Consider the following 19,149-nt stretch of genomic DNA (forward strand, 5'->3'; position numbering starts at 1 on the left):
GGTTCGCAGCCCTCGGGCCGGCGACCAGAGGGAGTGGAGCCGGTCGAGGGCGCTGAGCCGACGGTCACGGCTGGCTGAGACGGTTCGCAGCCCTCGGGCCGGCGACCAGAGGGAGTGGAGCCGGTCGAGGGCGCTGGGCCGACGGTCACCGCTGGCTGACGTGTCGCTGGCCCACCCAGCGGTGGACCGGCTCGGGGCGACGTCCGTGCGGCGATAGGCTCCCGGTCGTGATCGGTGAGCGGGGACAGGTGCGTGTGCTTGGCCCTGCCGACCGTGACCAGTTCGTGGCGCTGGCCGAGCGCGACCCGGTCCTCAACGTCTTCGCCGACTACCGGGCCCGTCTGACCAATCTGGACGAGCGCTGGCTCGGCGGTCAGGTGTGGGGTCGTTTCGACGGCGACGAGCTCGTGGCGGGGATGCACATGGGCGCCAACATGGTGCCGGTGGAGTGCACTCCGGACGATGCCCGCGCGTTCGCCTCCCCGGCGCTGCGCCGGGTGCAGCAGACCGGCACCATCGTGGGCCCGCGCGAGATCGTGCGGGCCCTGTGGGACGAGGTCGCGCCCGCGTACGGCACCCCGCGGGAGGCGCGCTGGGTGCAGCCCCACCTGGTGCTGGACGCCTCGCCGGCCGTGGCTGGCGACGGGTCGGTCCGGGTGACGACGCGAGCCGACTTCGACGCCCTCTACCCGGCGTGCGTGGCGATGTACACCGAGGAGGTGGGCGTCTCCCCGGAGTTGGGCGGGCACGCCGACCTGTACCGGGCCCGGGTGCAGCAGCTGATCACCCGCGGGTGGTCGTTCGCCAGCTTCGACGAGGTGGGCCGCGTCGTGTTCAAGGCCGAGGTGGCCTGCGCGACGCCGTACGCTGCCCAGGTCCAGGGCGTGTGGGTGCGTCCTGACCGTCGGGGCGAGGGGCTGGCGGTCTCCGGCATGGCTGCGGTGGTCGAGCTGGTCAGGGCCCGGATCGCGCCGACGGTGTCGCTCTACGTCAACGAGTTCAACGAGCCCGCCCGCGCGGCGTACGCACGGGTCGGGTTCGTCCAGACCGCCGTGATGGCGACGCTGATGTTCTGACGCGTCACGGGTTCTGCGGCACGTCGACGGGGTCGGTGGCGTTCTCGCACGCGGTGGTGGTGCACCGGACCAGGGCGCTCTTGCGTCGGCCGTTGGCCTCGAGCAGGACGGTCGCGGGGGACTCGTACCGGATCTCGCCGAACCACGAGGTGCGGTAGCGGGCGGTGAGGGTGCCATCCAGGGTGCGGGTGTACACCTCGGAGGGGCCGATGCCGTCGGAGAGGATGTGGACGGTCGCGAACCCGGTGCCGTCGGTGTTGAACTCCTCGACCCGCTCGGAGCACGACTTCCACAGGGTGCGGCCGGGCCTGTCCAGCTTGACCACCTTGAAGCAGCCGTTGCGGTAGGGGTCACCGGTGTAGCCGCCGAGCAGGCCGTGCTGCAGGTCGACGATCCCTCCCTGGAGCTTGGCGAGCTGGGTGCGTCGGGCGCCACGTGCGTTGGTGGTGAAGGTGCCCTTCCTCCACTCGCCGAAGTAGACCTTCGTCCGTGTGGCGCCGAGCAGCTTCGGGGACCCGGTGAACGTGCGGTCGGCCAGGACGGCGCCGGTGCTGGCGTCGATGGCGCGGAACCGGGTGCGCAGCTTGCCGGGGCGCGCTGCGGTGAGGCGGGCGTGGAAGATCCTCGATCCGTCGGTGGAGACGACCATGTCCCACACGGCGAGGTTGCGCCGCAGGAGGGTGAGGGTGCCGTCGGGGGAGACCCGCAGGAGCCGGCTGCCCTTGGCCCGCCCCTGCTTGCCGGGGACGGCGACGACGTGGTCGTCGCCCGCCGGTCCGACCAGGACCGCGTTGCGGCCGACCTTGACGCGGGTGTCGCCGTCGACGAACCAGGCGCCCTGCACGTACGGGACGGCCGGGTCGTCACCGCGGTCGAGCTGGGCGGGTTGGATGCGGGTGACGGGCACCGTGGGCGCCGCAGCGGGGGCGCCCGTGGCCAGCATGGTGGCCGTCAGGGTGCCCGCGGCCAGCACGGCCGCAAGTCGTCGGTTGTTCATGGTTCTCCCCCTGGGTGGGTCGGTGCGTGGGGCACAGGTCGGCTGGTGAGGTGTCACGGGAAGAGCAGGGTCTTCCACACCGGTGCGGCCCGTCGGCAGCCGTCGGGCGTGCACCGGGCCAGGGTGGTGCGCCCGCCCTTGCTGGTCTGGATCACGGGCCGGCCGCCGCCCTCCCACAGGACGCGACCGAACCAGCCGCTTCGGTAGCGCGCCAGCTCCTTGTCGTCCGTGCGCAGGGTCAGGACGGAGGGGCCCTCGTCGTCCGAACCGGTGCCGGGCGCGGTCAGCATCCGGTGGCCGTCGGGCGAGAAGGCGTGGACCTCGTGCGTGCACGAGCTCCACTGCGCAGACGCGGGGTCCTTGAGGGCGATGACCTCGGTGCAGTAGCCGGAGCCGGACTCCCCGGGGACGCGCAGGGCGACGCGGGAGGAGCGCAGGTCCGCCTTGTAGGCGCTGTGCTGGGACAGGGTGCTGACCTCGTCGGTGGCCCACTGCCACCAGCGGGTGGGGCCGTCCTCGATGTCGGTGACGAGCAGGTCCTGCTCGGACCCGGCGAGGATGCCGGTGGTGGCGCTGAACGCGCGTCGGGCAAGCTCCCTGCCCGTCCGGGCCGAACGGGCGACCACCACGGTCCGCCCGTCAGGTCGGGTGCGGTGCTCGTACAGGGTCTCGCCCTGCGTCGAGAGCACGTAGTAGTTGGCCCCTCCCTTCACCAGGGTGCTGACCCCGCCGCGGGGGCCGACGCGCACCACGCGCCCGGTCTCCCACAGCAGGTGCCCCCGGTAGGAGGCGCCCAGGTGGAGCCCCGGGCCGGGACGGGTGACGGTGTGGTGCTGCGTGATGAAGCGTCGGCCGGCGTGGAAGGGGCGATGGGTGCGCTGGCCCGCTTCGAGCGCACCGGGGAAGGCCGAGATGGGAGCAGTGGCCTCGCGGGCGGGAGTCGTGCGTCGGCTGTCGGGACCTGCGTACGCAGGGGTGCCGGCCAGAACGCCGGCGGTCAGGGCCGTGGCAGCGATGACAGCCACCGTGGTCGTGCGGATGGTTCTGCTCATGACTTCTCCCGAGAGGTTGGCGCTGCTGGCGGTGGCGGGTGCTGGCGATTCCTGCCTCTTGTGACGCCGCAGGCGGGCGTTTGGTTGCTAGGGATCGTGGGCCCCGGCGATGGCCCCGCCGGAGGTCTTCCGGTCCACGTGGCGCCGGTGTCGTGACCAGCGCGTCGGCACACCTATCCTTGCCCCCATGAGTGGCCAGATTCTGAGGATGTCGTCCCTGTTCGTCCGTACGCTTCGCGACGACCCGTCGGACGCCGAGGTCCCGAGCCACAAGCTCCTGGTCCGTGCGGGGTACATCCGCCGCGCAGCTCCGGGCATCTACACCTGGCTGCCGCTGGGCCTGCGCGTGCTGCGCCGGATCGAGGAGATCGTGCGCTCCGAGATGGACGCCTCCGGCGCGCAGGAGCTCAGCTTCCCGGCGCTGCTGCCCAAGGACCCGTACGAGGCCACCGGCCGGTGGGAGGAGTACGGCGACAACATCTTCCGTCTCAAGGACCGCAAGGACGCCGACTACCTCCTCGGCCCCACGCACGAGGAGATGTTCACCCTCACGGTCAAGGACCTGTACTCCTCGTACAAGGACCTGCCGCTGTCGATCTACCAGATCCAGACCAAGTACCGCGACGAGGCACGGCCCCGTGCCGGCCTGCTCCGCGGGCGCGAGTTCGTGATGAAGGACTCCTACTCCTTCGACGTGAGCCACGAGGGCCTCGAGGCCAGCTACGCGACGCACCGCGCCGCGTACATCAAGATCTTCGACCGTCTCGGCTTCGAGTACGTGATCGTCCGCGCCACCTCGGGCGCGATGGGCGGGTCCGCGTCGGAGGAGTTCCTGGCGAAGGCCGATGTCGGTGAGGACACCTACGTGTCCTGCTCGCACTGCGACTACGCCGCCAACGTCGAGGCCGTGAGCGTACGGGCGCCCGCCGCCCGCAGCCTCGAGGGGCTGCCGGCCGCGCACGCCGAGGACACCCCGGCCACGCCGACCATCGACACGCTGGTCTCCCACCTCAACGCGGCTCACGGCCGTGAGCAGGGGTGGACGGCTGCCGACACCCTCAAGAACGTCCTGGTGCTCCTCAAGCACCCCGACGGCACCACCGAGCCGCTCGCGATCGGCCTCCCGGGTGACCGTGAGGTCGACCTGAAGCGCCTCGAGGGCCAGCTCGAGCCGATCGAGGTCGAGCCCATGACCGACGAGGAGCTGCGCAAGCACCCGGCCCTGGTCAAGGGCTACATCGGCCCGGAGGTGCTCGGTGAGGAGTCGGCGTCGGGCATCCGCTACCTGGTGGACCCCCGTGTCGTCACGGGTTCGGCCTGGGTGACGGGCGCCAACGTGGACGGCCAGCACGTCCTCGACCTGGTCGCCGGGCGCGACTTCACGCCCGACGGGACGATCGAGGCCGCCGAGGTCCGCGAGGGCGACGAGTGCCCGGCGTGCGAGGACGGCACCCTGGCCACGGCGCGCGGCATCGAGATGGGGCACATCTTCCAGCTCGGCACCAAGTACGCCGAGGCGCTCGACCTGAAGGTCCTCGACGAGAACGGCAAGCTGGTCACGGTCACGATGGGGTCGTACGGCATCGGCGTCTCGCGTGCCGTGGCGGCGATCGCCGAGAACACGATCGACGAGATCGGCCTGTGCTGGCCGCGCGAGGTCGCGCCGGCCGACGTCCACGTGGTGGCGGCGGGCAAGGACCAGGCGCTCCTGGACGCCGCGGAGGCTCTGGCTGCCGGGCTGCAGGAGCGTGGACTGACCGTTCTCCTGGACGACCGCACGGGCAAGGTGAGTCCCGGCGTGAAGTTCAAGGACGCCGAGCTCATCGGGGTCCCGACCATCGTCACCGTGGGCCGTGGCCTGGCTGAGGGCGTTCTGGAGATCAAGGACCGTCGTACGGGTGAGCGCACCGAGGTCGCTGTCGACGAGGCGGCCGACCGCGTGCTCGCCGAGGTGCGTGGCTGAGGTCGTTCCGAACTCTCCTCGAGACCCGTCCCGGCTGCCAGCCGGGGCGGGTCTCGCACGTTTCTCGCCAGTAGGTTCTCTGCAGGTTCATGCAACGCAAGAACTTGCGAGGTGCAGAGTCTGGCAATTCGTGCACGGCCTCGCCATGATTCTTCATGTGGCCGGTCACCCCACGGACCGCCACAGGGTGATGCTGACCAATCCCCATGGTGCGGCCCGCGTCCTCGTTCAGCTGGGGGAGATCTCGGGACTCCCTCAACGGACCTGAGGACGCGGGCCGTTCCTGTTCCGGGTGGCGTTCCGGACCGGGGCTGTCGTCGGCCCCGGCAGCCCGTTGGCGCGGCTCAGGCGAGCTCGGGGGCTCCGGGCCAGGCGGTCGGGGCATCGCCGAGCCGTACGAGCAGCGCTGCCGACCAGGTCAGGGCCGACAGGGCCCAGGCGCGCTCGTCGCCGCTGGTCCGCGCCACCACGCTCGCGTACGTCTGCGTGCAGGCCGTCTCGATCCCGATGGCCGCGCGACGGACCTCCGCCGCACTGGTCGGGGCGGTCACCTCGTACGCGGCGAGCGCCGCCACCGGTTCGCCGCCCTCGTCCGACACGAGGAGCCGCAGCTGGTCGCGCTGGGTGCGGTGCTGCCGGTAGGCCTCCTGCAGCAGCGCCTGGAGGACCGGCTGGGTCGAGGCCGAGGTCCTGGCGCCCACGGTCGCCAGGGTGAAGACGGCCGCGTGCTCGGCCGCGAGCGCCTCCTGCAACGCCTCCAGCACGCTCACTGCGCAGCCTCCCCGCCCAGGAGCGAGGCGCCCTGCGCCACGCCCGCCGTCGCGCTGGCCAGGACCCGGGCCAGGTCGCCCGACGACACCTGGCCGGTGGCCGCGGTGAGCTCGCGCTGCAGGCGGGCCTCGGAACGGCGCAGGCGGCTCATCGAGGCCGCGGAGGGCGTCGCGGGGGCGCCGGAGACCTCGGGCGCGGCGGTCTGCGTCTCTCCGTCGTCGCCCAGTGCCGCGACCAGGACCTCGCGGTGCGCGTCGTGGATGGCGAGCAGCGCCGTGACCGAGGCCGGCAGGGGCGCACCCAGTGCGGAGATCTGCGTCCGCACGTCGTCGATCTGCGCGACCACGGAGCGCACCACCTCGAGGTCGGAGCCGTGCGTGGAGGTGGGTCGGGTCGGCGTCGTGCCGGTGGTTGCCGGGGCGTCCGGGTCGATCCAGCATCCGCCCAGACCGACGGTCGAGCCGACGGCCAGCAGGCCACCGGTGAGAGCGACACGACGTCGGGGGAGGAGTCGACGCGGCGTACCGGGTGACGGATCGACGTGTCGTGGGGCGGGCATGGCCGAAACCCTATCGCCGGGGCTTCGGCGTCGTCGGTGGCAGCCGTTAGGGTGGAGGGGTACAACAGCACAGAGGAGGTCGTGACCGTGAGCAGCAACCGTAGTGATGCCACGAGAGAGCGCGTGTCAGAAGAGCTCGTCGACCCCCTGGCTGCGCTCGGCCTCGACCTGGAGGCCGTCGAGCTGACGCCTGCAGGCAAGCGCCGCGTGCTGCGGGTCGCCGTCGACAAGGACGGCGGAGTGAGCATGGACGACGTGGCCGAGGCCACGCGTGCCGTCTCCGAGGTCCTCGACGGCAGCGACGTGATGGGGGAGATGCCCTACACGCTGGAGGTCACCTCCCGCGGGGTCGACCGCCCGCTCGTGCTCGAGCGGCACTGGCGACGCAACATCGACCGCCTGGTCAAGGTGACCCTGGTCGAGGAGGGTCAGGTCACCGGCCGGATCGTCGCCGCCGGCGACGACGCGGTCACGCTCGACGTGGACGGTGAGCAGCGTGAGCTCCCGTACGCCGACGTGGCCAAGGCGCTGGTGCAGATCGAGTTCAACCGCAAGCCCGGGGCCTTCCCGGAGGAGGACAACGACTGATGGACATCGACCTCGCGATCCTGCGCACGCTCGAGCGGGAGAAGGAGATCTCCTTCGACGTGCTCGTCGAGGCGATCGAGCAGGCGTTGCTCACCGCCTACCACAAGACCCCGGGCGCCCAGTCGCGCGCGCGGGTCACGCTGGACCGCAAGTCCGGCCACGTCGCGGTGCTCGCCACCGAGACCGACGCCGAGGGCAACGCTCTCGCCGAGTACGACGACACCCCCGCGGACTTCGGGCGCATCGCGGCCACGACCGCCAAGCAGGTGATCCTGCAGCGCCTGCGCGACGCCGAGGACGAGATCAAGTTCGGCGAGTTCTCGGGCCGCGAGGGCGACATCATCTCGGGCGTGATCCAGCAGGGTCGCAACCCCGACGACGTGATGGTCGACCTCGGCAAGATCGAGGCGCTGCTGCCGGTCTCCGAGCGCGTCCCCGGCGAGGAGTACAAGCACGGCGAGCGCATCAAGTGCCTCGTCGTCTCCGTGCGCAAGGGCATGCGCGGCCCCCAGATCACCCTCTCGCGCACGCACCCCAACCTGGTCCGCAAGCTGTTCGCGCTCGAGGTCCCCGAGATCGCCGACGGCACCGTCGAGATCGCCGGCATCGCGCGCGAGGCGGGACACCGTACGAAGATCGCCGTCACCTCCTCCGTCCAGGGCGTCAACGCCAAGGGTGCGTGCATCGGTCCGATGGGCCAGCGCGTGCGCAACGTGATGGCAGAGCTGCACGGCGAGAAGATCGACATCGTGGACTGGTCCGAGGACCCGGCCGAGCTCGTCGCCCACGCCCTGTCGCCGGCTCGCGTGACCTCGGTCACCATCGTCGACGCCGCCGCCCGGGCCTGCCGGGTCGTCGTCCCCGACTTCCAGCTGTCGCTGGCGATCGGCAAGGAGGGGCAGAACGCCCGCCTGGCCGCGCGCCTGACCGGATGGCGCATCGACATCCGTTCCGACGAGGAGAAGCCGGCGCAGGACCAGGCCTGAGCCGCCCCCGGGTGCCGGTTCGTGATCCGAACGGCGACGGGGTAGGCTTGAGCCGGTGGCTCGCACGACGAATTCCCATGCCCTGCAGGGGCACACAGGTCCCGTTCGGACCTGTGTGGGATGCCGGGTACGAGCCGCCAAGAGCGATCTGTTGCGTGTGGTCGCCGGAGTCGACCAGCAGGGCCGCAAGGCCGTGCTGCCAGACGCCGGTGCCACGGCGCCGGGTCGTGGGGCGTACGTCCACCCCACGCCCGAGTGCGTCGACAACGCCATCAGGCGGCGAGCGCTGAACCGGGCACTTCGTGCCGGGGAGGCACTCGACACCCAGGCGTTGACCGACCGCCTTCCGCTCATCCATTCACCGTGATTGACCGACCAGAAACTGGAGCAGCAGCTCATGAGCACTCGATGAGTACTTACCGATGAGCCAGCACCACCACTAACGGTCCGATCCGTCCTCAAGGACTCGGGCCAGAAGGAGCAGCGTTCTAACGTGGCCAAGACCCGAGTCCACGAACTCGCCAAGGAGTTCGGAGTCGAGAGCAAGTTCGTTCTCGAGAAGCTCAAGGAGATGGGGGAGTTCGTCAAGTCGGCGTCGTCGACCGTCGAGCCCCCCGTCGAGATGCGTTTCAAGAAGCAGTTCGGCGACGAGCTGAAGGCAGCCGGCGCGTCCGGTGCTGCCGCGCCGGAGTCCCCGGCACCCGCCGCTGCCGCACCGGCCAAGAAGGCGGCCGCTGAGCCCGCCGCACCGGCCCCCGCGGCGTCGTCCAAGCCCGGTCCGCGTCCCGGACCCCGCCCGGCCCCCAAGCCCAAGGTCGAGGCCGAGCCGGCAGCGCCCGAGGCGCCCGCCGAGCCGGCACCTCAGGCCCCCGCACCCGCCGCACCTGCGGCCAAGGCCGCTCCCGCGGCCAAGCCGGCCCCGGCCGCCAAGCCCGCTCCCGCAGCGGGTGGGTCCTCCGCGGCGCCGCGTCCGGCGTCGCCCGGCCCGCGTCCCGTCGGCAAGCCCGGTGCCCCGCGCCCCGGCAACAACCCGTTCGCCTCCAGCCAGGGCATGGGACGCCGTCCCGGCCCGCCGGCCGCTGGCGGTCAGGCTGGCGACCAGCGTCCGCCGCGGCCCCCGGCCGCGCGTGAGGGTGGCGGCCAGGGCCGTCCCGGCATGCCTCGCCCCAACCCGGCGATGATGCCCAAGTCTCCGGCTGCGTTCGGCACCGGCCCCGGCGCCCGTCCGGCCCGTCCCGGCGGTCCCGGTGCGGGTCGTCCCGGCCCCGGTGGTCGTGGTGGCGCTCCCGGTCGTCCCGGTGCCGGTGGCGGCGGTGGCGCTCCCGGTCGTCCCGGTGGCGGCGCTCCCGGCAGCGGTTTCCCCGGTGGCGGTCGCCCCGGTGGTGGCGGTCGTCCCGGCCAGCGCGGTCAGACCCAGGGTGCCTTCGGCCGCCCGGGTGGTCCCTCGCGCCGTGGTCGCAAGTCCAAGCGGGCCCGTCGCCAGGAGTTCGAGGCCATGGAGGCCCCGACCATCGGCGGCGTGCGCGTCCGCAAGGGCAACGGCGAGACCGTGCGTCTGGCCCGTGGTTCCTCGCTGACGGACTTCGCGGAGAAGATCAACGTCGACCCCGCCGCCCTGGTGCAGATGCTGTTCTCGCTCGGCGAGATGGTGACGGCCACCCAGTCGGTGGGCGACGAGACCTTCGAGCTGCTCGGTGAGGAGCTCAACTACGTGGTCTCCGTCGTCTCCCCGGAGGACGAGGACCGCGAGCTGCTCGAGTCCTTCGACCTGGAGTTCGGCTCTGACGAGGGCGACGAGGACGACCTCGCGGTGCGTCCGCCGGTCGTGACCGTCATGGGTCACGTCGACCACGGAAAGACCCGCCTCCTCGACGCGCTGCGCAACGCCAACGTCGTGGCGGGCGAGGCCGGCGGCATCACCCAGCACATCGGTGCCTACCAGGTCACCACCGAGGTGGACGGCAACGAGCGTCCCATCACCCTCATCGACACCCCCGGTCACGAGGCCTTCACGGCCATGCGTGCCCGTGGTGCCCAGGCGACCGACATCGCGATCCTCGTGGTCGCGGCCGACGACGGCGTCATGCCGCAGACGGTGGAGGCGCTCAACCACGCCAAGGCCGCCGGCGTGCCGATCGTGGTCGCGGTCAACAAGATCGACAAGGAGACCGCCGACCCGACCAAGGTCCGTGGACAGCTCTCCGAGTACGGTCTGGTCCCCGAGGAGTACGGCGGCGACGCGATGTTCGTCGACGTGTCGGCCAAGGCTGGTCTGCACCTGGACAAGCTGCTCGAGGCGGTCGTCCTGACGGCCGACGCGGCGCTCGACCTGCGTGCCAACCCGAACCAGAACGCCCAGGGTCTCGTCGTCGAGGCGCACCTGGACCGCGGTCGCGGTCCGGTCGCCACGGTGCTGGTCCAGCGAGGCACCCTGCGGGTGGGTGACTCGATCGTGGCCGGTCCGGCCTTCGGTCGTGTCCGCGCGATGATCGACGAGCACGGCAACGAGATCGCCGAGGCGACCCCGTCCCGTCCGGCCATGGTTCTGGGTCTCTCGGCTGTGCCGGGTGCCGGCCAGAACTTCATCGTGGTCGAGGACGACCGCATGGCCCGCCAGATCGCCGAGAAGCGTGAGGCCCGTGAGCGTGCGGCCATGCAGGCCAAGCGTCGCGTGCGTCGCAGCCTCGAGGACTTCATGGCCTCCATGGAGAAGGGCGAGAGCCAGGAGCTCAACCTCATCCTCAAGGGCGACGTGTCCGGTTCGGTCGAGGCCCTCGAGGACGCCCTGGCCAAGATCGACGTCGGCGACGAGGTCGGCATCCGGGTCATCGACCGTGGTGTCGGCGCGATCACCGAGACCAACGTCGACCTGGCTGCTGCCTCCGACGCCATCATCATCGGCTTCAACGTCCGCCCGCAGGGCAAGGCGACCGAGATGGCGGACCGCGAGGGTGTCGAGATCCGCTACTACTCGGTCATCTACCAGGCGATCGAGGAGATCGAGGCGGCGCTCAAGGGCATGCTCAAGCCCGAGTACGAGGAGGCCCGCCTGGGCCAGGCCGAGATCCGCGAGATCTTCCGTTCCTCCAAGGCCGGAAACATCGCGGGCTGCATGGTCATCGACGGTGTCCTCCGCCGCAACGCCAAGGTTCGCGTGCTGCGCGACGGCGCCGTGGTGGCCGACAACCTCGACCTCGCCTCGCTGCGCCGCGAGAAGGACGACGCTGCGGAGGTCCGCGAGGGCTTCGAGTGTGGTCTGGTCCTGAAGAACTTCCAGGACATCAAGATCGGCGACATCGTCGAGTCGTTCGAGATGCGGGAGATCCCGCGCTCCTGACGCACGACAGGTGCCCGGGCCCCCGCTTCTGCGGGGGCCCGGGCTCCGTTGGCTCCACCCCAGGACAACAAGTGCCCGCCGAACACCGGCCGGGCGGTGAGGAACGAGAACCATGGCCAGCCCCCGCGTACGCAAGATCGCCGACCGCATCCAGGTCATCGTTGCGGAGATGCTCGAGCGACGGATCAAGGACCCGCGCCTGGGCTTCGTGACCGTCACCGACGTGCGGGTCACCGGTGACACCCAGCAGGCCACGATCTTCTACACCGTCCTGGGCGACAACAGCGACCTCGACTCCACGGCCGCTGCCCTGGAGTCCGCCAAGGGGCTCATCCGCTCCGAGGTCGGCAAGCAGCTCGGCATGCGGCACGTCCCCTCCCTGACCTTCATCGCGGACGCGCTCCCCGAGACCGCGCGCCACCTCGAGGACGTCCTCGCCCGGGCCAAGGCCCAGGACGAGGCCGTCGCCGCGGCCCGCGTCGAGACGTACGCCGGCGAGGAGGACCCGTACAAGAAGCCCCGCGAGGACGAGGACGACCTTGACGAGGACCTCGACGCGGACGACGAGGACCTCGACGACTGATGTCGTCCCTCCCTCCCGCCGGGATGGTCGTCGTCGACAAGCCCGGTGAGATGACCTCGCACGGCGTCGTCGCGCGGGTGCGCCGGCTGGCCGGCACCCGCAAGGTGGGTCACGCCGGCACGCTCGACCCCATGGCCACCGGCGTCCTCGTGCTGGGCGTGGGTCGCGCGACACGGCTGCTGGGGCACCTGATGCTGACCGAGAAGGCGTACGACGCCACCATCCTGCTCGGCACCGTCACCACCACCGACGACGCGGAGGGCGAGGTCGTGCGTACCGCCGACCCGGAGGCTCTGGCGGGGCTCGAGGAGGCGCGCGTGCGGATCGCCCTGGAGCAGTTCGTCGGGGACATCCTCCAGGTCCCCACGGCGGTGTCGGCGATCAAGGTCGACGGCAAGCGGGCCTACGCCCGGGTCCGCGACGGCGAGCAGGTCGAGCTCAAGGCCCGACCCGTGACCGTCCACGAGATCGTCGTGCACGACGTCGCCCTGCCCGAGGTCCGGATCTCGGTGCGCTGCTCGAGCGGGACCTACATCCGTGCCATCGCGCGCGACCTGGGGGAGGCCCTCGGGGTGGGTGGCCACCTCACGGCACTGCGGCGCACGGCGGTGGGCGCTTTCGACCTCGACTCCGCACACACGTTGGACGAGCTCGCCGAGACCTTCACGCTGGTGCCGATCGCCGAGGCTGCCCGGGCCACGTTCCCCGCCGTCGACCTCGACGAGGAGCAGGCGGCCCAGGTGCGCTTCGGGCGCCCCCTGGACCTGACACTGCCAGGTGAGGGTGAGCACGCCGTCTTCGCCCCCGACGGGGAGTTCCTGGCGCTCTACGCGGCTTCCGCGGGGATCGCGAAACCGGTCGCCGTCTTCGTCGGCTGAGCCACGCCGTACCATTCACCCGTGCAGATTTGGCGTTCCGTGGAGCAAGTCCCCGCAGACCTCGGCAGCGCGGTGGTCACCATCGGCAACTTCGACGGCGTGCACCGCGGTCACCGGCACGTGCTGCGCCAGGCGCGCAGCACCGCTGAGCGTCTCGGTGCCGACAGGGTCGTGGCGGTCACGTTCGACCCGCACCCCATCGCGGTGCTGCGTCCCGACCACGCTCCGCCGACGCTCACCTCGATCCGCCACCGTGCGCAGCTCCTGGAGGAGGCCGGCGTCGACGCGGTCCTGGTCGTCCCGTTCGACCGCGCGATCGCGGGGTGGACCCCGCAGGAGTTCTTCGACCGCATCGTGCGCGAGACCCTGCACGCGGTCGCCGTCGTCGTCGGGGCCAACTTCCGCTTCGGCCGGCTCGCGGCGGGTGACGTGGCGACCCTGACCACGCTGGGTGCCGAGCACGGCATCGAGGTCGAGGGCGTGGCCCTCGACGGTGGTCCCCAGGTCTGGAGCTCCACGTACGTCAGGCACTGCCTGGCCACCGGGGACGTGGCCGGTGCCGCCGAGGCGCTGGACCGCCCGTTCACCGTCAGCGGGGTCGTGATCCGCGGCGACCAGCGCGGCCGGGACCTGGGTTTCCCGACCGCCAACGTGCCCACCCCGGCCGATGAGGCCGCCCCCGCCGACGGCGTGTACGCCGGCTGGCTGACGCGCCTGGACACCCAGGAGCGCTTCCCCGCCGCGATCTCGGTGGGGACCAACCCCACGTTCGCGGGTGAGCGTGAGCGCCGTGTGGAGTCGTACGTCCTGGACCGCGACGACCTCGAGCTGTACGGCGTCGAGGTCGAGGTGGCGTTCATCGAGCGTCTGCGCGGCATGGTGGCCTTCGAGGGCATCGAGAAGCTGATCGAGACGATGCACGACGACGTGCGGCGCACCCGGGAGATCCTCGGTCTCTGACCCGCTCCGCCTCGTCAGGGCCCCCGCGACCGCCTCGGCCGTGGGGGCCTCGTCGTTGACGGGGCCCGGGCGTTGGTGGGGGAGGGCGTGCGACACGCTGAGCACTCCTCCTGTCCGCACTACTGCGCGATGCAGAGTAGTGTGCCGTGCATGGATCAGACACAGCTCCTCAAGGGAGTGCTCGACCTCGCGGTCCTCGCGGTGGTCGCGGACGAGGACGGCTACGGCTACGACGTCGTGCGCCGCTTGCGCGAGGCGGGGCTCGACGCCGTCGGCGACGCGTCCGTCTACGGGACCCTGCGCCGCCTGTACGCCGGGGGAGCGTTGACCAGCTACGTGGTGGCCTCCGACTCCGGCCCGCACCGCAAGTACTACGGCATCACCACGGCCGGACGTGCCCAGCTCAAGGAGCAGGGGGCCGACTGGGTCGCCTTCACCTCCGCGCTCGACAACCTGCTGACGACCAAGGGGGTCCTGGCATGAACGACATCCACGACACGATCCGGCTCGACGTCCGTCCGGAGGTCGAGGCCTTCGTCGCCTCGGTCCGTGACGCCTTCTCCGACCTCGACCCCGAGGAGCGCGAGGAGCTCCTGGGCGGCCTCGAGGCCGACGTCTCCGAGCTCGTCGCGGACCACGGGCCGCAGGCGCTGGGGGACCCCGCCGTCTACGCCCGTGAGCTGCGGTCCGCTGCCGGCCTGCCCGAGCCCGGTCGTACGCGACGCGGGGTCAGTGGCGCGGTGCCCGTCGCCGCCACGGTCGAGGCGTGGCTGGACCGGGCCCGCGGCCTGGCGCTCCACGCCCTCGACCTTCTTCCCTGGGGCATGGCGGACGTCGTGCGCGTGCTGCGCCCGGTCTGGTGGCTGGTGCGGGCGTGGGCCCTGGTGGCCCTGGTCAACATCTGGTGGCGCGGTTCCACCGGGCCCGAGTTCCTGCCCACCGGTTCGGTCGGGCTGGGGGTGCTGATCCTCGTGGTGGCCGGGGTGCTCTCCGTCATGGTCGGGACGCGCCGCATGTGGCCGGCCCGCAACGCCCTGGCTGCACGGCTCGTGCTGCTGGCGGTCAATGCGCTGGCGCTCGTGGTGGCGCCAGCCCTCGCGCTGGACGCGTACGACCGCACCTACTGGGACGGCTACGAGGACGGGGTGAACGGGAGCTTGGGATCGGGGGACAGCGACGGGTTGTGGCTCGACGGCCGCCGGGTCTGCAACCTCCAGCCGTTCGACGCCGAGGGCAACCAGCTCGCGGCGGTCCAGCTCTTCGACCAGGCAGGACGTGCCGTCGACGTGGACTGCAACGACGCGTACGCCCCCGGGCACCGTACGACCGCCTACCCCTGGTACCTCGGCGACGTGGCGCGCTGGAACGTCTTCCCTCAGGCCGAGCGCCTGCAGCGTGGTGACTCGCGCGGCGAGGTCCGCGACGACGCGTACGACGGGGAGGAGCCGCCCGGGTTCCCCGTCTTCGACCGCACCACGGTGCCCGGCGTGACGCACCCGCTGGTGCCCGCGGAGCAGGACGCGGTCGCCGAGGAGGAGCCCGCCGACGCGAACGACGGCAAGGGTGACGGAAAGGCCGACCGTCGGCGCGAGCGCGGCGGGGCGGGCCCTCAGGCGCAGTGACGGTGCTGCGCCCCGGTTGCCGATTGGGGCACCGGGGCGCGGCGTTGGTAGCCTTGCCCGGTTGCCGTGTAACGGCCGCGGACTTGTAGTGCCCGGGTGGATGTGCCCCGGCGCGCCGCGCAACGAACCGAAAGGAGCCCGTTATGTCGATCGGACTTGACGCGGAGACCAAGAAGAAGATCATCGCCGAGTACGCCACGACCGAGGGTGACACCGGTTCGCCCGAGGTGCAGATCGCTCTGCTGAGCCACCGCATCTCGCACCTGACCGAGCACCTCAAGCAGCACAAGCACGACCACCACAGCCGTCGTGGCCTGCTGCTGCTGGTCGGCCAGCGCCGCCGCCTTCTGAACTACCTGCAGAAGTCGGAGATCGAGCGCTACCGCTCGATCATCGAGCGCCTCGGCCTGCGTCGCTGATTGCGTGAGGAGCGGTCCCCGGTCACGGGGGCCGCTCCTTTGCCATTGACCCGACGTGCACGGCCGGACGCGCCGAAACGACATTGGGTCACGACCGCGCTAGGCTCGGTCCCACAACTGAATTGACACCACACCAGGAGCGACCCGCACGTCCGGCCCGGTCCTCGGTAGTGGCCTTCGGGACGTACGGCACACGCCGCCCCCGCGGGCCTCGATCGAAGACCGGCCTCCCCAACGCGGGCCTTCGAAGTCCGCCTCGACGAGGTGCGACGCCGCGGATCGCTCCGCGAAGAGAAAGCAGGGCTCCACTTCCATGAGTGAACCCATCATCTCCGCTGTCGAGACCGTTCTCGACAACGGCAAGTTCGGCAAGCGCACGGTCAAGTTCGAGACCGGCCTGCTGGCGCGCCAGGCCGCCGGTTCCGTGACGGCCTACCTCGACGACGAGACCATGCTCCTGTCGGCGACCACCGCCTCGAAGCAGCCGAAGGACCACTTCGACTTCTTCCCCCTGACCATCGACGTCGAGGAGCGCATGTACGCCGTGGGTCAGATCCCCGGCTCGTTCTTCCGTTCCGAGGGTCGCCCGGGCGAGGACGCGATCCTCACCTGCCGCCTCATCGACCGCCCGCTGCGCCCGACCTTCAAGAAGGGTCTGCGCAACGAGGTCCAGGTCGTCATCACCGTGATGGCCCTCGACCCCAACCAGCCGTACGACGTGCTGGCGATCAACGCCGCGTCGATGTCGACCCAGCTCTCCGGCCTGCCGTTCTCCGGCCCGGTCGGCGGCACCCGCGTCGCCCTGATCGACGGCCAGTGGGTCGCGTTCCCGACCCACGAGCAGCTCGAGAGCGCCGTCTTCGACATGGTCGTCGCCGGCCGCGTCACCGAGACCGGTGACGTCGCCATCATGATGGTCGAGGCCGAGGCCACCGAGCAGACCATCGAGCTGATCCGCGGCGGCGCCACGGCGCCCACCGAGGAGGTCGTCGCCGGCGGTCTCGAGGCCGCCAAGCCCTTCATCAAGCAGCTCGTCGAGGCCCAGGTCGAGCTCGCCAAGACCGCTGCCAAGCCGGTCCAGGAGTTCCCGATCTTCCTCGACTACGAGGACGACGTGTACGCCGCCGTCGAGGCCGCCGTCTCGGCCGACACCGCTGCCGCGCTCACGATCGCTGGCAAGCAGGAGCGCGAGGAGCGCCTCGACGAGATCAAGGCTGAGCTGGTCGAGAAGATCGGCGCCCAGTTCGAGGGTCGCGAGAAGGAGATCGGTGCCGCGTACCGCTCCCTCAACAAGGCGCTCGTGCGCCAGCGCGTCCTGCGCGACAAGATCCGCATCGACGGCCGTGGCCTGGCGGACATCCGCCCGCTGCACGCCGAGGTCGGCGTGATCCCGCGCGTCCACGGCTCCGCGCTGTTCGAGCGTGGCGAGACCCAGATCCTGGGCGTCACCACCCTCGACATGCTCAAGATGGAGCAGCAGCTCGACACGCTGTCGCCGGAGAAGCACCGCCGGTACATGCACAAGTACGTCTTCCCGCCGTTCTCCACCGGCGAGACCGGTCGCGTGGGCTCGCCCAAGCGCCGCGAGGTCGGTCACGGCGCCCTGGCGCGCCGCGCCCTGCTGCCGGTGCTGCCGAGCCGCGAGGAGTTCCCGTACGCCCTGCGCCAGCTCTCCGAGGCGATGGGCTCCAACGGCTCCACCTCGATGGGCTCGGTCTGCGCCTCGACCCTGTCGCTGCTGCAGGCCGGTGTGCCGCTGAAGGCCTCCGTCGCGGGCATCGCGATGGGCCTGATCTCCGACGAGGTCGACGGCAAGACCGAGTACGTCGCGCTGACCGACATCCTCGGTGCCGAGGACGCCTTCGGCGACATGGACTTCAAGGTCGCCGGCACCCGCGAGTTCGTCACCGCGCTGCAGCTCGACACCAAGCTCGACGGCATCCCGGCCGAGGTCCTGGCCGGCGCCCTGACCCAGGCTCGCGACGCGCGCCTGGCGATCCTCGACGTGATGGCCGAGGCGATCGACGCTCCGGAGGAGATGTCGGAGTTCGCCCCGCGGATCATCACCGTCAAGGTGCCCGTCGACAAGATCGGCGAGGTCATCGGGCCCAAGGGCAAGATCATCAACCAGCTGCAGGACGACACCGGCGCCTCGATCTCCATCGAGGACGACGGCACGGTCTACATCGGCGCCACGAGCGGTTCCGCCGCCGAGGCCGCCAAGGCCGCGATCAACGCCATCGCCAACCCGACGATGCCGGAGGTCGGCGAGCGCTACCTGGGCACGGTCGTCAAGACGACCAACTTCGGTGCGTTCGTCTCCCTCATGCCCGGCAAGGACGGCCTGCTGCACATCAGCAAGCTGCGTGCCCTCGCCGGCGGCAAGCGCGTCGAGGCCGTCGAGGACGTCCTGTCCGTGGGCCAGAAGGTCCAGGTCCAGATCGGCGAGATCGACGACCGCGGCAAGCTGTCGCTGGTCCCCGTGGTCGAGGAGACCGAGGAGGCCGCGGAGGCCGAGTCCGAGTGACTCTCTCCACCAGCGTGAAGTCGACCGGCCGGCAGTCTTCTGCCGGCCGGTCGGCCTTTGCCCAGAAGGTCGGCACCACCCGCACCCTGCAGACCGTCACCGACGCCGCCGGGCAGGTGACCTCCAGGGTGCGCCGTACCGTCCTGCCGGGCGGACTGCGCGTGATCACCGAGCAGATGGCGGGCACCCGCTCGGCCAGCGTCGGGGTCTGGGTCAACGTGGGGTCGCGGGACGAGCAGCCCCAGCTGCACGGCTGCTCGCACTTCCTCGAGCACCTGTTGTTCAAGGGCACCGACGAGCGCAGCGCACTCGACATCTCCGTCGCGCTCGACGCCGTGGGCGGTGAGTTCAACGCGTTCACCGCGAAGGACTACACCGTCTTCCACGCGCGCGTGCTGGACGAGGACCTGCCGATGGCGGTCGACGTGCTGGGGGACATGATCACCGCCTCCACGATCACCGCCGAGGACGTGGAGGCCGAGCGCGACGTCATCCTCGACGAGATCGCCATGCACGACGACGATCCCGACGACGTCGTGCACAACCTCTTCGCCGAGCAGGCCTGGGGGGACTCCCCGCTGGGACGGCCGATCGCCGGGACCACCGACTCGATCACCGACCTGACGCGCGACCAGATCGTCCGCTTCTACCGACGCCACTACCGCGCCGAGAACATGGCGGTCGCCGTGGCCGGCAACATCGACCACAACGCCGTCGTGCGTCTGGTCCGGCAGGCGTTCGCACGCAAGAGCTTCCTCGCCGACGTCCAGGCGGTGCCCCTGCCGCCCCGGACCAGTGAGCGGCTCCGCCCCGTGCATCCGGGGGTCATCG

18 protein-coding genes are annotated in these 19,149 nt (G+C 71.1%); 14 read left to right on the forward strand and 4 right to left on the reverse strand.

Annotated features, from left to right (window positions below):
• The first annotated feature begins 227 nt into the window (after positions 1-227).
• Positions 228-1,076: a GNAT family N-acetyltransferase gene (locus ACI379_RS17270; RefSeq protein WP_439793377.1), complete on the forward strand. Its 849-nt coding sequence runs from the start codon at positions 228-230 to the stop codon at positions 1,074-1,076.
• A gap of 4 nt (positions 1,077-1,080) precedes the next feature.
• Here the strand turns inward: ACI379_RS17270 and ACI379_RS17275 are convergent, their stop codons facing one another.
• The gene (locus ACI379_RS17275) at positions 1,081-2,073 is read right to left on the reverse strand and encodes a hypothetical protein (protein ID WP_439793378.1); all 993 of its coding nucleotides are present in this window, start codon (positions 2,071-2,073) and stop codon (positions 1,081-1,083) included.
• A 53-nt stretch (positions 2,074-2,126) separates the two neighbouring features.
• Positions 2,127-3,125: a hypothetical protein gene (locus tag ACI379_RS17280; RefSeq protein ID WP_439793379.1), complete on the reverse strand. Its 999-nt coding sequence runs from the start codon at positions 3,123-3,125 to the stop codon at positions 2,127-2,129.
• A gap of 187 nt (positions 3,126-3,312) precedes the next feature.
• On the opposite strand from ACI379_RS17280, the gene ACI379_RS17285 reads away from it, so the two are divergent.
• Positions 3,313-5,088 (forward strand): proline--tRNA ligase, encoded by a 1,776-nt coding sequence (locus ACI379_RS17285; RefSeq protein WP_439793380.1) that lies wholly within the window; start codon positions 3,313-3,315, stop codon positions 5,086-5,088.
• A gap of 344 nt (positions 5,089-5,432) precedes the next feature.
• Here ACI379_RS17285 and ACI379_RS17290 read toward each other — a convergent pair whose 3' ends face one another.
• Both ACI379_RS17290 and ACI379_RS17295 read right to left on the reverse strand, forming a co-directional pair.
• Positions 5,433-5,858 carry a DUF4439 domain-containing protein gene (locus ACI379_RS17290; RefSeq protein ID WP_439793381.1) on the reverse strand — a complete coding sequence of 142 codons (426 nt, stop codon included), beginning with the start codon at positions 5,856-5,858 and terminating at the stop codon, positions 5,433-5,435.
• Positions 5,855-6,418: a hypothetical protein gene (locus tag ACI379_RS17295; RefSeq protein WP_439793382.1), complete on the reverse strand. Its 564-nt coding sequence runs from the start codon at positions 6,416-6,418 to the stop codon at positions 5,855-5,857. The genes ACI379_RS17290 and ACI379_RS17295 overlap by 4 nt, the downstream gene beginning before the upstream one ends.
• Before the next feature lie 87 nt (positions 6,419-6,505).
• Here ACI379_RS17295 and rimP point away from each other — a divergent pair, with 87 nt between their 5' ends.
• The 12 genes from rimP to ACI379_RS17355 form a co-directional block, all read left to right on the forward strand.
• Positions 6,506-7,006 (forward strand): ribosome maturation factor RimP, encoded by a 501-nt coding sequence (rimP, locus tag ACI379_RS17300; protein ID WP_439793383.1) that lies wholly within the window; start codon positions 6,506-6,508, stop codon positions 7,004-7,006.
• On the forward strand, positions 7,006-7,992 hold the full coding sequence (gene nusA, locus ACI379_RS17305) for a transcription termination factor NusA (protein ID WP_439793384.1): 987 nt from the start codon (positions 7,006-7,008) through the stop codon (positions 7,990-7,992). The genes rimP and nusA overlap by 1 nt, the downstream gene beginning before the upstream one ends.
• Positions 7,993-8,107: 115 nt before the next feature.
• Complete coding sequence (locus ACI379_RS17310; RefSeq protein ID WP_439793395.1) at positions 8,108-8,359, forward strand: YlxR family protein; 252 nt, start codon at positions 8,108-8,110, stop codon at positions 8,357-8,359.
• Positions 8,360-8,485: 126 nt separating this feature from the next.
• Positions 8,486-11,329 (forward strand): translation initiation factor IF-2, encoded by a 2,844-nt coding sequence (infB, locus tag ACI379_RS17315; protein WP_439793385.1) that lies wholly within the window; start codon positions 8,486-8,488, stop codon positions 11,327-11,329.
• A gap of 112 nt (positions 11,330-11,441) precedes the next feature.
• Positions 11,442-11,912: a 30S ribosome-binding factor RbfA gene (gene rbfA / locus ACI379_RS17320; RefSeq protein ID WP_439793386.1), complete on the forward strand. Its 471-nt coding sequence runs from the start codon at positions 11,442-11,444 to the stop codon at positions 11,910-11,912.
• Positions 11,912-12,790 (forward strand): tRNA pseudouridine(55) synthase TruB, encoded by an 879-nt coding sequence (gene truB / locus ACI379_RS17325; protein ID WP_439793387.1) that lies wholly within the window; start codon positions 11,912-11,914, stop codon positions 12,788-12,790. Before rbfA ends, truB begins: the two co-directional genes overlap by 1 nt.
• Positions 12,791-12,811: 21 nt before the next feature.
• Positions 12,812-13,750 (forward strand): bifunctional riboflavin kinase/FAD synthetase, encoded by a 939-nt coding sequence (locus tag ACI379_RS17330; RefSeq protein WP_439793388.1) that lies wholly within the window; start codon positions 12,812-12,814, stop codon positions 13,748-13,750.
• A 150-nt stretch (positions 13,751-13,900) separates the two neighbouring features.
• Positions 13,901-14,233: a PadR family transcriptional regulator gene (locus ACI379_RS17335; RefSeq protein WP_439793389.1), complete on the forward strand. Its 333-nt coding sequence runs from the start codon at positions 13,901-13,903 to the stop codon at positions 14,231-14,233.
• Positions 14,230-15,372, forward strand: coding sequence for a hypothetical protein (locus ACI379_RS17340; protein WP_439793391.1), 1,143 nt, complete (start codon positions 14,230-14,232; stop codon positions 15,370-15,372). Before ACI379_RS17335 ends, ACI379_RS17340 begins: the two co-directional genes overlap by 4 nt.
• A 143-nt stretch (positions 15,373-15,515) precedes the next feature.
• Positions 15,516-15,791 carry a 30S ribosomal protein S15 gene (gene rpsO / locus ACI379_RS17345; protein ID WP_439793392.1) on the forward strand — a complete coding sequence of 92 codons (276 nt, stop codon included), beginning with the start codon at positions 15,516-15,518 and terminating at the stop codon, positions 15,789-15,791.
• Between the two features lie 313 nt (positions 15,792-16,104).
• The gene (locus tag ACI379_RS17350; RefSeq protein ID WP_439793393.1) at positions 16,105-18,318 is read left to right on the forward strand and encodes a polyribonucleotide nucleotidyltransferase; all 2,214 of its coding nucleotides are present in this window, start codon (positions 16,105-16,107) and stop codon (positions 18,316-18,318) included.
• Positions 18,315-19,149: M16 family metallopeptidase (locus ACI379_RS17355; protein WP_439793394.1), on the forward strand; the 835-nt coding region annotated here is incomplete at its 3' end. The genes ACI379_RS17350 and ACI379_RS17355, both read left to right, overlap by 4 nt.

The organism is Nocardioides sp., from assembly GCF_051876515.1.
In the GTDB taxonomy this organism is placed as follows: Bacteria; Actinomycetota; Actinomycetes; order Propionibacteriales; family Nocardioidaceae; genus Nocardioides.